The sequence below is a fragment of the Falsiroseomonas sp. genome (assembly GCF_051860665.1).
Lineage (GTDB): Bacteria > Pseudomonadota > Alphaproteobacteria > Acetobacterales > Acetobacteraceae > Falsiroseomonas.
The window spans coordinates 69,052-84,316 of the sequence record NZ_JBHYDM010000010.1 but is presented as its reverse complement, the minus strand read 5'-3'; the positions used below and the strand labels follow the sequence as shown (position 1 = coordinate 84,316).

Genomic DNA, 15,265 nt, shown 5'->3' with positions numbered 1-15,265 from the left:
TCCACCGCCATCGGCAGCAGCCGCACCGCACCAGGGCGGCGGAAGACCAGCATGGCCGCGGTCTGCAGCACGGCATCGAGCAGTCCCGGATGCAGCCTGCAGGCGGCCAGCGCCGGCTCCTCCGGCCATGCGAGCTCGGAGACCGCCTCGGCCTCCCCCATCGCCAGGCGCGTGATGGCGCGGAATCCCGGGCCGTAATTCAGGCCGAGCGCATCCAGCCGCGCATAGACCGCGGCGCCGTCCAGCGTCTCATGGCACGCGGCCGCATCCGCCAGCGGCGCATCCGGCACCTCCGCGAAGGGCACCACCTGGCCGCGCAGCAGTACGCGCCCGTCCTGCTCCAGCCGGACATCCAGCGCCTCCGCCGCCCCCGGCGCCAGCACCAGCTGCGCCGCCAGCCCCGCCTCGCGCGCTTCCCCCGGCGCCAGCCAGGTGAGGTCGCGCAACTGCAACGGCAGCGTGGCACGACCCAGCGCGGCCAGCGCCGCCTGCACCAGTTCGAGCACCGCGACACCCGGCAGCAGCGCGCGATCCCCCACGCGATGCTGCACCAGCACCGGATGCGCGGCGGGCAGCGCCACATGCCAGCGCGCCTCCGCGCCCAGGCAGGGGATCGCGGCGCCCAACAGGCCGCGCGGCGCCTCGCGCGCCAGCTCCGGCAGCCACAGCCTTTCCTGCGCGAAGACGGTTCCGGGCAGATGGACGCGCCGCGCCGCGACCGGTGGCGACACCGCCTGCATCGGCGGCAGGGTGCCATCCGCCAGCCAGCGCCGCAGCGCCGCGCACAGCGCCGGCACATCCGGCACGCAAAGCGTCAGCACATGCTCCTGTGCCTCCCGCTCCGCCAGCGTCCAGGCAATATCCGCCAGCGCATCGCGGCTTTCGGCCAGGTGCGCCGCCAGCCTTTCCGCATAGGCGCGCAGCGCTTCCGGCGTGCGCGCCGAAAGCCTCACCAGGCACGGCGTTTCCGCGATGTCCCTCTGGGCGAGAGGCGGCGCGGATTCCGCCACCAGATGCGCATTGGCGCCGCCCGCGCCGAAGGAGCTGACGCCGCCCCGCCGTGTCGCCCCCGGCCAGGGCAGCACCTCGCGCGGCACCACAAAGGGGCCGAGGCCGAAGTCGATGCGCGGGTTGGGCGGCTGCGCATGGATCGCCGGGGCAATCTCCGCATGTCGAAGCTGCAGCAACAGCTTTGCGAGGCCCGCGATGCCGGCGGCGGATTCCAGATGGCCGATATTCGCCTTGGCCGATCCGATCGGCAGCGCACCGGCCTCGGCACTGCGGCCCGCCGCGCGCAGGCCGTCGCCGAGGCCTGCGATCTCCACCGGATCCCCCAGCACCGTCGCCGTGCCATGGCATTCGACATAGCCGAGGCTGTCCGCCGCCACGCCCGCCGCCGTGATCGCCGCCTGCACCACCGCGGCCTGGGCGCGCGGGCTGGGCACCGTATAGCCAGCGGTGCGGCCGCCGGCATTGACGGCGGAACCCAGGATCACGCCATGGATCGCATCGCCATCGGCCAGGGCGCGCGACAGCGGCTTCAGCACCGCGACACCCACGCCCTCGCCCTGCACGAAACCATCCGCCGCGGCGCCGAAGACGTGGCATTCTGCGCCCTGCGCCAGCACGCCGGTGCGCCGCAGCTCCGCCTGCTGCACGGGGTGCAGGATGAGGTTCACCCCGCCCGCCAGCGCCACGCCGCATTCGCCGCGGCGCAGGCTTTCGCAGGCCAGGTGCAGCGCCGTCAGGCTGGCGGAGCAGCCGGTATCCACGGCCAGGCTCGGCCCGCCGAAATCGAAGTGGTGCGAGATGCGGTTGGCGACGGACCAGTGGTTGCCCTGCACCACATGCCCGGCCTCCGCCGCCGCCAGGCCGAGCAGCCGCCAGGGCATGTTCATCACGCCCATGAAGACGCCGACATCGCGCCCCTGCGCGCTGGCGCGCAGACCGGCGCGGCTATAGCCGGCATCCTCGATGGCGTGCCAGGCGGATTGCAGCGCCAGCCGCGCCTGCGGGTCGATCAGCCGCGCCTCGCGCGGGCTGATGCCGAACAGCAGCGGATCGAAGGCCTCGATATCCGCGATGAAGCCGCCATGGCCCGCCCCCTGCCAGCGCTCCGCCGGCACGGGGGTGATGCCGGACCGGCCCTCGCGCAGCAGCTGCCAGAAGGCGTCGAGATCCGGCGCGCCGGGCAGCCGCACCGCCAGGCCGATCACGGCGATGGGTTCGCGCTGGGGGGCGATGGCGGGCGCCGCGACCACCGGCTCCAGATCGGCCAGATGCGCGGCTAGGCGGTTCAGCGTGTCATGCTCGAAGAGCACGGTGGAGCGCAGCGTCGGGTAGGTTTTCTTCAGCTCCGCCGTCAGCGTGCCGACCAGCAGGGAATCGATGCCGAAACGGTCCCAGGTGGCGTCCGGGTCCAGCTTCTCGGGCGGCTCCTGCAGCGTTTCGGCGAAAAGACGGCGCAGCCGTTCCAGCAGCGAGCCGCCGGCCGCCACGACGGGCGCGGGCTGCGGCGCGCGGTGCCAATGCCGTTCCGCGGCGAAGGGATAGCCCGGCAGCGGCACGCGGCGCCCTTTGGCCAGGCCGCAGAGCGCGGCCGGCGCCACGGCTTCCCCCGCGCACCAGCGGGCCGCCGCCTCCGGCAAGGGGGCCTGCAGCCCGCCGCGTAGCGCCGCCACGGCCTGGGCGCGATCCTGCACGCAGACGGCCCGACGACAGCCGAAATGCTGGCGGCCGGCGGCCAGGGTCCAGGCCACATCGGCCAGCGCCGGCGCCGCCTCGCCCTCCAGCGCCGCGGCCAGGGCCAGCGCCACGCGATCCAGCGCCTTCGGGTCCTTGGCACTCAGCGCCAGCACCACCGGGCCCGCGTGCTCCGGCCGCGCGGGCAGGTCCGGCGCCTGTTCCAGCACCACATGCACATTGGTGCCGCCAAAGCCGAAGGAGCTGACGCCCGCCCGGCGCGGACCCGGCTTCGTGGGCCAGCCGCGCGCCTCCGCCGCCACGGCGAAAGGCGTTTGCTGCAAGGGGATCTCGGGATTGATGCGTTGAAAATGCAAGCTCGGCGGCACCTGGCCGTGGTGCAGCGCCAGCACCGCCTTGATCAGCCCGGCGATGCCGCCCGCGGCGTTGAGATGCCCGATATTGCCCTTCACCGATCCGATCAGGCAGCGCGCCTCGCCCTCCGCCTGGCCATGGGCCTGCGCCAGCGCGCGCAACTCCACCGGGTCGCCCAGCGCGGTGCCGGTGCCGTGGCATTCCACCATGCCGAGGCTCGCCGCCGGCACGTCCGCCATGGCCAGCGCCTCCGCGATCGCGCGGCGCTGGCCGGTGACGGAGGGCGCGAGGAAATCCGCCTTGCGCGCGCCGTCATTGTTCATCGCGCTGCCGCGGATCACCGCCAGAACGCGGTCGCCATCGGCCATCGCCTGCGACAGCGGCTTCAGCACGACGATGCCGAGGCCATTGCCCGGCACCGCGCCATCCGCCGCCGCATCGAAGGCGCGCAGCTGGCCGGTGGCGGAGAGCATCAGCCCCTCCGCCTGCCGATAGCCGCCCTGCGGCAGCGTCACCGAGCAGCCGCCCGCGATCGCCATGTCGCATTGGCCGGAGAGCAGCGCCTCCGCCGCCAGATGCACCGCGGCGAGGGAGCCGGAGCAGGCGGTCTGCACCATCAGCGCCGGCCCGGTCAGGTCCAGCCGCCAGGCGATGCGCGTGGCGGCATAGTCCTTGTCGCGGCTGGTCAGCGCGAAGAAGCCGTCGCCCAGATCTGCCGCCGCGCCCGTGTCGTAGGTGCTGGCGGTCATCGAGAGATAGGTGCCGATCACCGCATCCTGCGCGCCGGGGCCATAGCCCGCATCCTCCAACGCATGCCAGGCGCATTCGAGCAGCAGCCGCTGCTGCGGATCCAGCAGCGCGGCGCGGCTGGCGGGGAAGCCGAAGAAGCCGGCATCGAAGCGATCCACGTCGGCCAGCGCGCCGAAAGCCGGCACCAGCCGCGGATCCGCGATGGCGGCCTCCGCGAAGCCGGCCGCGCGCAGTTCCGCGGGCGTGAAGCGGCGGATGGATTCGCGCCCCTGCATCAGGTTGCGCCAGAAGGCATCGAGATCGGGCGCGCCGGGGAAGCGGCCGGCCATGCCGATGATGGCGATGTGGTCCGTGCTCATGCGGGCTCCCTCGCCATGTCACGCGCCGCGCGGCGGCGGGCCGCCCGCTGCGCCGCGGGATCCGATTCCGCCGACACGCCGCCCGCGAGAGGCGCGTCCAGCGCCGGCCTTGATAGATGCGCGGCCAAGGCCGTGACGGAGGGAAACTCGAAAAGATCGGTCACCGAGCAGGGCGCGACCTCACGCGAAATCCGCGCCGCCGCCTCCACCGCGGTGAAGGAGGTGGCGCCCGCCTCAAACAGATTCGCCTCAGCGGCCAGCGCGGGGTTGGCCAGCACCTGGCGCCAGATGCCGAGCAGCCGGGCGATGGGCGTTGCTTCGGCTGCTGCCGGCACGGCCGCCGGCGTCTCCGCGCCACACAGCGCCTCCAGGGCGCGGCGATCGACCTTGTCATTCGCATTGCGCGGCAGCGTCGGCAGCAGGCGGATTTCCGCCGGCAGCATATAGGCGGGCAGCCGCTGCGCGATGCCGCTGCGCAGCGCCGAGACCTCCGCCGTCCCGGTGCAGAAAGCCACCAGCCGCCGCCGCCCGGATGCATCCGCCGGCGCCACCGCCACGGCCTGCGCCACGCCCGGCAGGGCGGCCAGCGCCGCCTCCACCTCGCCCAGTTCCACGCGATGCCCGCCGAGCTTCACCTGCCCGTCGCGCCGCCCCAGGAATTCGATCAGCCCATCCTCGCGCCAGCGGCCCATGTCGCCGGTGCGGTAAAGGCGTTCTCCGGTCACGGGATGCGTCACGAACCGCTCCGCGCTGCGCGCCGCATCGCGCCAATAGCCCTGCGCCAGGCCGATGCCGCCGATATGGATCTCCCCCGGCACGAAGTCCGCGCATTCGGCCATGGCCTCGTCCAGCACCATCATCCGCTGGTTGCGCATCGCGGCCCCATAGGGCACCGAGGGCCAGCCTGGCGCCGGCTGGGCCGCGATGGGGTGCAGGATCGACCAGATCGAGGCCTCGGTCGCGCCACCCAGGCTGATCATCCGCGCGTGCGGGTTCAACGCGGCGAAGCGCGGCGGCAGCGCCAGCGGAATCCAGTCCCCGCTCAGCATCACCAGCCGCAGCGAGGCGAGGTCCTGCGCGGCGGGCGCCCCCTCCAGCAGCAGTTGCAGGAACATCGGCACGGAGTTCCAGACCGTGACGCCATGCCGCGCCACCAGCCCCGCAAGATGCGCGGGATCCGCCAGCGACGCCGCCGCCGGCACCACCACCGCGCCCCCCGCGCCGAGCACCCCGAAGATGTCCCAGACCGACAGGTCGAAATTCAGCGCGGAGAGCGCCAGCGTGCGGTCCGCGGGCCCGATGCCGAAGCGGTCGTTCACATCCGCCACGGTGTTCAGCGCGCCGCGATGGTCGATCATCACGCCCTTCGGCTCCCCGGTGGAGCCGGAGGTGAAGATGACATAGGCGAGGTCGGTCGCCGCCGCGCGCGGCGCGGGCAGCGCGGCGGGCAAGGGTGCCGGCGCCAACCGATCCAGCGCGACCCGCGCCACATCCTCTGGCCAGGCCGCGGCCAGCGCCGCATCGGTCGCCGCATCGGTGAGGATCGCCCGGCATTCGCCGCGCGCGATCAGCGCGCGCAACCGCGCCGGCGGCAGGGCCGGGTCCAGCGGCAGATAGGCGCCGCCGGCCAGCAGCACGCCGATCACCGCCGCGATCTGCGCCGCGCCCTTCGGCAGAACCACGGCCACCAACTCGTTCGGCAGCGCCTGCGGCAGGGCGGCGGCCACGGCCAGCGCCTCCGCCAGCAGCACGCCATGGGTCAGGCTGCGATCGGGCGCCAGCACCGCCAGCCGGTCCGGTGCCGCCAGCGCCTGGCGCAGGAAGGGCTCGTGCAGCAGGCCCTCGGGCACCGGCGCGGCAGTGGCATTGCGCGCCTCCCGCCGCGCGCGCTCCGCCGCCGCGATGGCCCCGCGCGCATCCGCGTCCCAGGCCTGCGGCGTCGCCAGCCGTTCGAGCAGCGCGGCAAACTCGGCGAACATCGCGGCGATCAGGCCGTCGGGGAACAGCGCCTCGATCGCATCCCAGCAGGCCAGCAGCCCGCCTTCCGCATCCTCATGCACATGCGCGTCCAGCCAGGTCTGCGGCGTGCGGGTCAGCCCGCCGACCAGCGGGCCCAGCGCCGCGAGCCCCGCGCCATGGCCGAGGCCGGAGGTGAAGACCACCGGCATCAGCGGCCGCCCGCCGCGCGCCTGCGCCAGCTCCCGCAGCACCCGCACGCCGCCCGGCGCCGCATGCGCCATCGCCAGGCCGAGCCGGTCCCGCACCGCCACGGCACGCGCGCCAAATGCCATGGGCGCGGAGAGGTCGAGGCCGAGCAGCAGGGTGGAGGTGAAGCAGCCCAGCACCGCGCCGATCTCCGGATGTGCCGCGCGGCGGTCCATCACCGTCAGGTTCAGCGTGAAGCGCGGCGAGACGGCCCAATGCGCCAATACCTCCGCGAAGGTCGTGAGCAGCGCGGCGGCGGGGGTGACGCCGGCCGCCGCCGCATGGCCCCGCAGCGCCGCCCAGGCCGCGGGCGCCAGCCGCATGCGCAGCCGCCGCGCCGGCCAGACGGCGCCGGGCTCCGGCGCCTTGGCGCCGGGCAGTTCGGGGGCCGGCGGCAGGCGCGGCGCCTCCGCCGCCCAATAGTCGCGCGCCGCTTCCGGCACCGGCGCGGCCGCCAGCACGCAGTCCCGGAAGCCGATCGGCGGCGCCGCCACCCGCGCGGCCGGATCGCGCACCAGCGCCGCCCATTGGCCGAGGAAGGCAAGAAGGCTCGGCAGGTCGAGGATCAGCAGATCCACCGCCAGATGCAGCCGCATGCCTTCCGCCGTGCGGGTGATTTCGGCGCGGAACAGCGGCCAGCGCGCCGGATCGAAGCGCATGGCGCCGAAATCGGCCTGCAGGGCGGCCAGCCGCTGCGCCGCATCCGGCAGGCCGCGCCAGTCCTGCACGGCGATGCGACAGGGCGGCACCTGCGGCAGCACGCGCTGGCGGCCATCCGGGTCGATCACCGCGCGCAGCATGTCATGCGCCGCGATCACGCGGTTCAATGCCGCCTCCAGCGCCGCCGGCTCCGCCTGCACCAGAAATTCCCAGTAGCCGTGGCAGGGCCCGCCCAGCGGCAGGGCGGCACCGCGCCCGGCCAGATAGGCCATCTGCAGGTCGGTCAGCGGGAAGGCTTCGTGCCGCCCCGCCGCATCCGGCACGATCCTGGCCGGCACGGCCGGGGCGGGCGCCGCCGCCACCACCGCCCGCAGCGCCGCCAGGTCCGGCGCCGCCAGCAGGGCCGGCACCGGCACCTCCCGGCCCAGTTCCGCCGCGATGCGCTGCCGCAGGTCCAGCGCCAGCAGGCTGTCCAGCCCCAGCGCCAGCGGCGCGACCTCCTCCGCGATGCGCTCGGGCGGCAGGCGCAGCACGGCGCCGAGCAGCGCCCGCAGCGGGTCGGGCGCGGACTCCGGCACGGGTCGCGCCACCGCCGCGCCCGGCCAGTAGCTGTCGCGCGCAAAAGGATAGCCGGGCAGCAGGGTCAGGCGCCGCGCCGCCGGGTCCCGGGGCGGGGTCACCGCCACGCCGGCCACGAAAAGCTCCGCCACCGCCTGCAGCGGCGCCGCCTCGCCCGGCCGCGCGGCCGCCAGCAGGCCCTGGGCCGCCTGGGCCAGCAGCGCCGCCGGCGCGGCCTCCCGCCGCGGCACCCGGCCGCGAGGCGCGCTGGGCAGGCGGGCCAGCGCCTGCGCCACATCCTCCGCCACCAGCGCGGCCCGCCACGGCAGCGGCGCCGCCCCCTCCGCCAGCGTGCGCGCCAGGTCCGCCATGCGGGTTTCGGGATGCCGCCGCAGCCAGTCGCCCAGCGCCGCGAGGCGCGCCTGCAAGGCGGCCTCGGTCTGCGCCGTCAGCACCAGCATCTGCGGCCCCGCCGCCACCGGCTGCACCGGCAGGGCCGGCGCTTCCTCCAGCACCAGCATCCCATTGGCGCCGTTCAGCGCGAAGACGCTGACCAGTGCCCGCCGCGGCCCCTCCCAGGGCGCGGCGCTGCCGGCGGCCACGAAGCCCGCCGCCGCCAGCTCCGGCGCCGGGGGGCCGAGGCCCGCGGTGGGCGCCAGCACGCCATGGCGCAGTTGCAGGACCACCTTGCAGAGGCCGGCCAGCCCCGCCGCCGCCAGCCCATGCCCCAGCGCCGGCTTGGCGGAGCCCAGCGGCACCGCCCGCCCGCCCAGGGCCGCGCCGGCGCCCGTCACTTCGGTGGCGTCGCCCGCCGCGGTGCCGACGCCATGCGCCTCCAACCAGCCGATCCCCTCGGGCGGAAGCTGCGCCGCCGCCAGCACGCTCCGCGCCAGCCTGGCCTGGCCCTCCGCGCTCGGCGTGGCGATGCCGAGGCCGCCGCCGCCGTCATGCCCCATGCGGGCGGCGCGCAGCACGGCGTGGATCGCAGCGCCTTCCGCCAGCGCCTCCTCCAGCCGCCGCAACACCAGCACGCCCACGCCCTCGCCCAGAACCATGCCATCGGCCTCGGCCGAGAGGGCGGCGCAGCGGCCGGTGGGAGACAGCAGGCCGGCGGCCTCGGCCAGCGCCGGCATCTGCGGCGTCGCCATCACCGCCACCGCGCCGACCACCGCCGCATCCACCTGCCCCGCCCGCAGCGCCGCGCCGGCAGCAGCCAGCGCCGCAACGGCGGAGGCGCAGGCCGCGTCCAGCGTCACCGCCGGCCCTTGCAGCCCGAAGTGATGCGCGAGCCTTGCGGCCAGGCTGCCGCCGAGCTGCCCGACCAGGGAGACGCGGTCCGGCCCCTCGCCGGCGAGCGCCAGCTTCAGCGCCCAGTCGCCCGGGCTGGCGCCCACCCAGACGCCGGCGCGCTGGCGCAGTGCCGGCGGGGCGGTCAGCAGCCCGGATTCAGCCAGCGCGTTGTGCGCTTCCTGCAACAGAAGGCGCTGCTGCGGGTCCATCGCCATGGCCTCGCGCGGCGACAGGCCGAAGAAGCCCGCATCGAAGGCCTCCGCACCCTCCAGGAAGCCGCCGCGGCCCAGCCGGGCGGGGTCCAGTCCGGGGGCCAGCGCGCGAACCTCCGCCGCGCTCCAACGGCCCGGCGGCACCTCGCCCAGCGCGGAGCCGCCCGATTGCAGCAGGTCCCAGAGCGCCGCGAGATTGTCCGCGCCGGGAAAGCGCGCCGAGAGGCCGGTGATGGCCAGGGCCTCGCCGCCGCCATCCTGGTGCGAGGGCAAGGCGGGGCGCGGCAGTGGCTCAGGCAGTGCCGGCGGGGCGGGCTGCACGGCCGGTGCCTCGGACAGCTTCCGCACCAGCGCGGCGGGGGTCGGAAAATCGCCGAAGAGATGTAGCGGCAGCCGGCGGCCGAGGCGCGGCGCCCAAAGCTCCGCCACCCGCAGCGCGACCACGGAATCAATGCCGAGCGCCGCGAAGGGCGCCTCGGGCGCGATCTCCGCCGCCGGCACGCCGATCACCTCCGCCAGCACATCGATCAGCTGCGCCAGCTTGCCCTCCGCCTGCGGCGCCGGCACGGCCGCGGGTGCGGCGGTGGGCGTCAGACGGGTGATGTAGTCGGCCAGCGCCTGCGGCGTCGGATGGTCGCCGAAGGCATGCACCGGCAGGCGCAGGCCGAGCGACTGGCGCAGCCGGTCGGCCACCGAGGCCGCGACGATGGAATCGACCCCGAGTTCGAGAAAGCGCGCGCCGGGCTCCACCTCCGCCACCGGCACCTCGATCACCGCCGCGACGGCCTGCGTCACGGTGGCCAGCAGGTCGGGGCTGGCGGCCATTGGATCCTCCCGGGTTTGCGGCGGCGCATCGCCGCGGCGCGCCATGAGCCAAAACCCTTGCGGCGTCTCGGTCAGGGCGATGCGGTCGAAGCCGGCGGCCAGCAGTGCCGACTGCCAGGCGGCGGCCTCCGGCGGCGGCGCCCAGGCCGCCTCATGCAGGCCGAGCGTCGCGATCTCCCGGTCCGCCCGCAGGCCGCGCAGCGCCAGCAGCAGCAGCCCGCCGGGCGCGATCAGGCAGGCCGCCTCGGCCGGCGGGGTGGGGGACAGGCTCAGCACCAGGTCGAAGGGCGCTTCGCCCGCGGCATCCGGCAGCAGCCGCACGCCGCTGCCGGCGAGCCTTGCCGCGCAGGCGGCCCGCGCCGCGGCGCTGCGATCCACCGCGACCAGCGCCGCGCCTGGCGGCAGGGCGGGAAGCAGGGCCTGCGTCACCAGCCCGTCGCCGCAGCCCAGATGCAGCAGCCGCACCGGCCGCGCCTGCGCCACCAGCCCGGCCAGCGCCGCCAGCCAGGCGCGATCGGCCGGCAGGTCGTGGCGCAGCGCGTTCAGCCGGGCGGGGTCGCCCTCCGGCACCAGCAGCGCCGCTCCCTCCGCCGCGCCGCGCAGCAGCGCGGGCCAGGCGGCGAGGCAGGGGGCCGCGGCCTCCGCCCAGCCGCGCGCTGCCTCCGGCATCGGCGGCAGGTCCACCCGCGCCGGCCAGAGCCGCCCGGCCGCATCCTGCCGCAGCGCGCCCTGGCGCAGCAGCAGGCCCGGCAGGGCGGCGGCAGGGATGGCGAGGCGTGGCAGCGGCAGGGCGAGCCGCGCCTGCCAATCGGCCGCGCCCTCCCCCCGCGGCAGCAGCCCCGCCGCCTCCAGCCCGGCGGCGAGCTGCGCGGCCGCGTGCCGATCTGCCCAGAACTCCGCCTCGCCGGGCGGAACGGCGGGCAGCGCGCCGGCCAGCGCGGGCCAGCCGTCCGGCGGCCCCGCCAGCGCCGCATCCCAGCCGGAGTCGAAATGCGCAGCGACCAGCCGTGCCTCCGGCCGTGCCATCGCCGCCTCCAGCGCGGCGAGCCCGGCCTCGGCCGCGATGGCGCGCAGCCCGGTGGCGGCGGCGATGCCGGCGGCGCGGGCGGCGACGCGCCCCGCATCGCCCCAGAGGCCCCAGTCCAGCACCTGCACGCGCCCGCCCGCCGCTTCCGCAAGCCCATCCTGCGCCGCGCAGCCGGCGAGGTAATTCGCCTGGCCCGCATTGCCGCGCAGCACCAGCGCCGAGCCGAAGAGCACCACATGCGCGGCCTCCTGCTCCGTCGCCGCCAGCAGGTTCCGCGTGCCAGCGAGCTTTGGCGCCAGGGCGGCGGCGAAATCGGCCTCCGGCATGGCGGCCAGCCGCTGGTCGGCCAGCACCATGGCCGCCTGCACCACCAGGGCGATGCGGCCCCAGCGCGCCCGCAGCCCGGCCAGCGCCGCATCCAGCGCCGTCGCATCGGCGATATCCACGGGCAGGTAGCAGGCTTCGGCCCCGGCGGCGCGCAAGGCGTCCAGCAGCGCCGCCAGTCCCGGCGGTGCTTCGCGGCGGCCGAGCAGCGCGAGGCGCCCGCCCGGCCGCGCCAGCCGCCGCGCCACGAGCCGCCCGAGCCCGCCGGCGCCGCCCGCGATGACCTGCACGCCCCCTGGCGCAGCCAGCGCCGGGGCCAGGGGCGGGGCCGGCCGCAGGCGCGGCACGAAGGCGCCGCCATGGCGGATCGCCACCTCCTCCAGCACGCTGTCCTCGGCCCGCGCCAAAGCCAGCCAATCCGCCGCCTGGGGCGCCGCCGCCAGGTCGAGGGTGGTGACGCGCAGCGCAGGCCCCCCCTCCCGCGCCGCGCATTTGCCCAGCGCGGCGACCATGGCGGTGAGCGGCGCCTGCACGCGATCGCCCGGCAGCACCGCATGCCGCGCCTGCGTCACCAGCCGGATATGCCGCGGCACCCCGGCCGAGACGGCCTCCGCCAGCAGGCGGCGCAGCGGCGCCAGCAGTCCGGCGGCCGCATCGGCGTCCCAGGCCGCCTCCAGCGGCCAGAGCACGAAGACATCCTGCGCATCCGGCGGCAGCGCCGCCAGCCGCGCCTGCTGCCGCAGCGCGCCGGGCAGCAGCGCCGCCAGTCTCGCGCCGGCCTCCCCACCGCCCAGCACCAGCGCGCCCTGCGGCAGCGCGGAGGCGAGCGGCGCGCCCTGCCAGGCGAGCAGGCGCAGCGGCAGCGCCTCGGCTGGCGCCGCGCTGGCGAACCTCACGCCGTGCAGCACCGCGCAGATCGCGCCGGCCGCATCGCGCAGCACCACATCGGCGGCAAAGCCGCGCGGCCGGGGTTGCAGGCCGGCGCGCGGCACCAGCGCCTCCACCGCCGCCGCGCCGCCGAACCAGGCGGAGGCGATGGCCGCCGGCAGCAGCGGCGGGCCGGCATCCTCCACCAGCCCCGCCTGCAGGGCGGCCAGCAGGCAGGCCTGGAGGGCGCCGTCCAGCACCGCGACCGGCGGCGCCGGGGCGAGACGGGCGCGAAGGCCCTGCGGCCCCACCTGCACCGCGCCCAGCACCTGCAGGCCCGGGCCATAGGCATGGCCGCGCTGCACAAGCCGCCCATAGGGATCGGCCAGCGCCGTGCCGTCCTCGGCCGGCAAGCCTGCGTCAGCGGGCGGCTGGTCCGAGGCCGCGATGGCCAGGGCGACGGCCGCACCATCCGGCAGGCGCAAGGCGCGCTCGCCCGCACCCTGCAGCCGCAACTCATCGGCCCGCCCGGCGGGCACCGGCCGCTGGAATTCGACCTGATCCAGCCGCCAGGGCGCCGGCCGCCCCGCCAGCCGCAGCAGCATGGCCGCCGCTGGCAGCAAGGCCGCGCCGCCGATGACATGCTGCGCCGTCAGCGCCGCTTCCGGATCAGGCTCCGCCCCCGGCCGCGGCGGCATCGGCAGGGCGTGGCGATGCGGCGCGAAGGGATAGGCGGGCAGCGGCGCATCGGCGATGCGGCCCGGCAGCCCGTCCCAATCCACCGAAGCGCCCGCCACCCAGAGCCGCGCCAGCACCGCGTGGCGCGAGCCTTCATCCAGCGGCAGCAGCTGGTCCTCCGGCGCCTCCGCCGCCCCCCCGATCAGCAGGGTGAAGTCCGCCGCATCGCCCGGCGCGCCTTCCACCGCCAGCCGGCGCAGCAGCGGCAGGTCAGGGCAGGGAATGTCGAGGGGCGGCGTTTCGCCGGCCAGCCAGGCCACCGCCGCGGCCTCCGTCAGATGGCCCTCCGACACCAGCGCGGCGGCGGCGAACCAGGCCTCCCCGATCCCCTGGTGGCGCGGCGGCAACTGCCATTTCTCGTGCAGCCGCGCCAGCGCCGTGACGCAGGCGAGCAGCGCCAGCCGGCGCGGCGCGGCGGCCAGCAGCGGGCCGTGTTCCGGCGGCAGCGCGCGCTGCCAATCCGCGAGATAGCCGGCGAAGGTTGCATTGCCGCGCGCCAGGGTCGCGGCGCGGGACAGCAGAAGCGTGGCCTCCGCGGCATCCGCCTCCACCAGCGCATCCCGCAGCAGGCCGAGCGCGGCCGCGGTCAGCCGCGGCGCGCCCTCCATCCGGCCGGTCTCCAGGTCGCGCAGCGGCAGGCCCAGCGGGGCGGCCAGGCTGCGCGCCAGCGGCAGCAGCGCGGACGGCGCCTCGATCCAGCCGGGACGCAGCGCGCGCAAGACCTCCTGCGCCAGCCTGTGCTGCGCCGCCGCACCCGGCCCCAGGCGCAGCGCCACGCGCGGCGTGCCGGCCGGCACGGGCGCCGGTTCCGCCGCCAGCGCCTGGCGCAGCCCCGCCGCATCCCGCGCCAGCACCGCCGCCCGGAAGCGCAGCGCGGGGCGGCCGCAGGCCAGGGTGCGGGCGAGATCGGCGAGCGGCGGCAGCGGCCCCGCGGCATGGTCGCGCCAGCCCTGCCACAGCGCCGCGAAGGCGGCCACGCCATGGGCCGAGAAGAGCAGCGGCCAGCCCTCCTCCGGCACCGCCGGTGCGGCCTCCGGCAGCGGCTCCGGCGCCTCCTCCAGGATCGCATGGGCCAGGGCGCCGCCGAAGCCGAAGGCGCTGACGCCGGCGCGCAGCGGCAGGCCCGGCGCCGCGGGCGCCCAATCCTGCGCCACCATCGCCGGCCGGAAAGGCCCGTCGACAAAATCGATGAGTGGGTTCGACTCGTGCAGATGCAGCGTCGGCGCGATGCGCCGGGCGCGCAGCATGACGAGCAGCTTGGCCAGGCCCACCAGCCCCGCCACCGGCTCCAGATGCCCGACATTCGTCTTGGCCGAGCCCACCAGGCAGGACCCCACAGCCGCGCCGGATTCGGAAAAGGCCTGGGACAGGGCCGCCATCTCGATGGGATCGCCGAGCGGCGTGCCGGTGCCATGCGCCTCGACATAGGTGACGCTGTCGAGCCCGATGCCGGCCGCGCGCGCGGCGCGGGCAATCACATCGCGCTGCGCGGCGAGCGAGGGCGCGGTGACGGTGCGCGTGGCGCCGACATGCCCGGTGGCGCTGCCCAGCACCAGGCCATGCACCCGCAGCCCATCCCGCCGCGCCTCCGCCGGGCGGCGCAGCACCAGCACCACCACGCCCTCCCCCGGCACATAGCCATCGGCCGCCGCATCGAAGGTGGCGCAGCGGCCGCGCGCGCTCAGCATCCTGGCCTGGGAGAAGGCGATATGCCGCCAGGGCGAGAGCAGCAGGCTGACACCCGCGACAATGGCGGTGTCGCATTCCCCCGCCGCCAGCGCCCGCCGCGCCTGGTGCAGCGCGACGAGGCCGGAGGCGCAGGCGGCGTCCACCGCCACGCTTTCGCCGCCCAGGCCGAAGAGGTGCGAGATGCGGTTGGCCAGCAGCGCCGCGGTGCCGCCGAGGCTCGCCTGGCCATCCGGCGGCAGTTCGGGCGCGGTCAGCGCCTGCAGATGGTCCTGCGCCATGAAGCCGACATGCACCGCCGTGCGATGCCCCGGCGCGCGTAGCGCCTCCGGCGCCAGGCCCGCATCGGCCAGGGCATGCACCACCTCCTCCAGCAGCAGACGCTGCTGCGGGTCCATCAGCCGCGCCTCCTTCGGCGAGAGGCCGAAATAGGTGTGGTCGAAGGCCTCCACCGGCCGGTCGAGGAAGCCGCCCCAGCGGCAGGCGGTGGTGCCCGGCGGCAGGGTGCCGGCGCCATCGGCACCGCGGTCGCCCTGGTGGCGGCGCCAGTCCCAGCGCGCCGGCGGCACTTCGGTGATGGCGCAGCGCCCCTGCATCAGCAGCTCGGCGAAGGCCGCGTAGCTGGCGGCGCCGGGCAGGCGGCAGGCCAGGCCGATGACGGCGGCGGCGCCCATCGCCCCAGACCCGGCGAGGGCACCATCCATCAT

The 15,265-nt window shown here is 76.4% G+C and carries 2 protein-coding genes (1 of these 2 cut by a window edge); both read right to left on the bottom strand.

Going from position 1 to position 15,265, the window contains the following annotated elements; translation table 11 throughout:
- Positions 1 to 4,166: the start of an SDR family NAD(P)-dependent oxidoreductase gene (locus ACTIF1_RS12710; protein ID WP_439596797.1), read on the bottom strand. 4,567 nt of this gene lie to the left of the window's left edge; the window shows 4,166 of its 8,733 coding nt (coding positions 1-4,166); the start codon lies at positions 4,164 to 4,166; its stop codon lies off the left edge, out of view.
- Entirely contained in the window at positions 4,163 to 15,265 is an 11,103-nt protein-coding gene (locus ACTIF1_RS12705; protein WP_439596796.1) for an amino acid adenylation domain-containing protein, read from the bottom strand. The genes ACTIF1_RS12710 and ACTIF1_RS12705 overlap by 4 nt, the downstream gene beginning before the upstream one ends.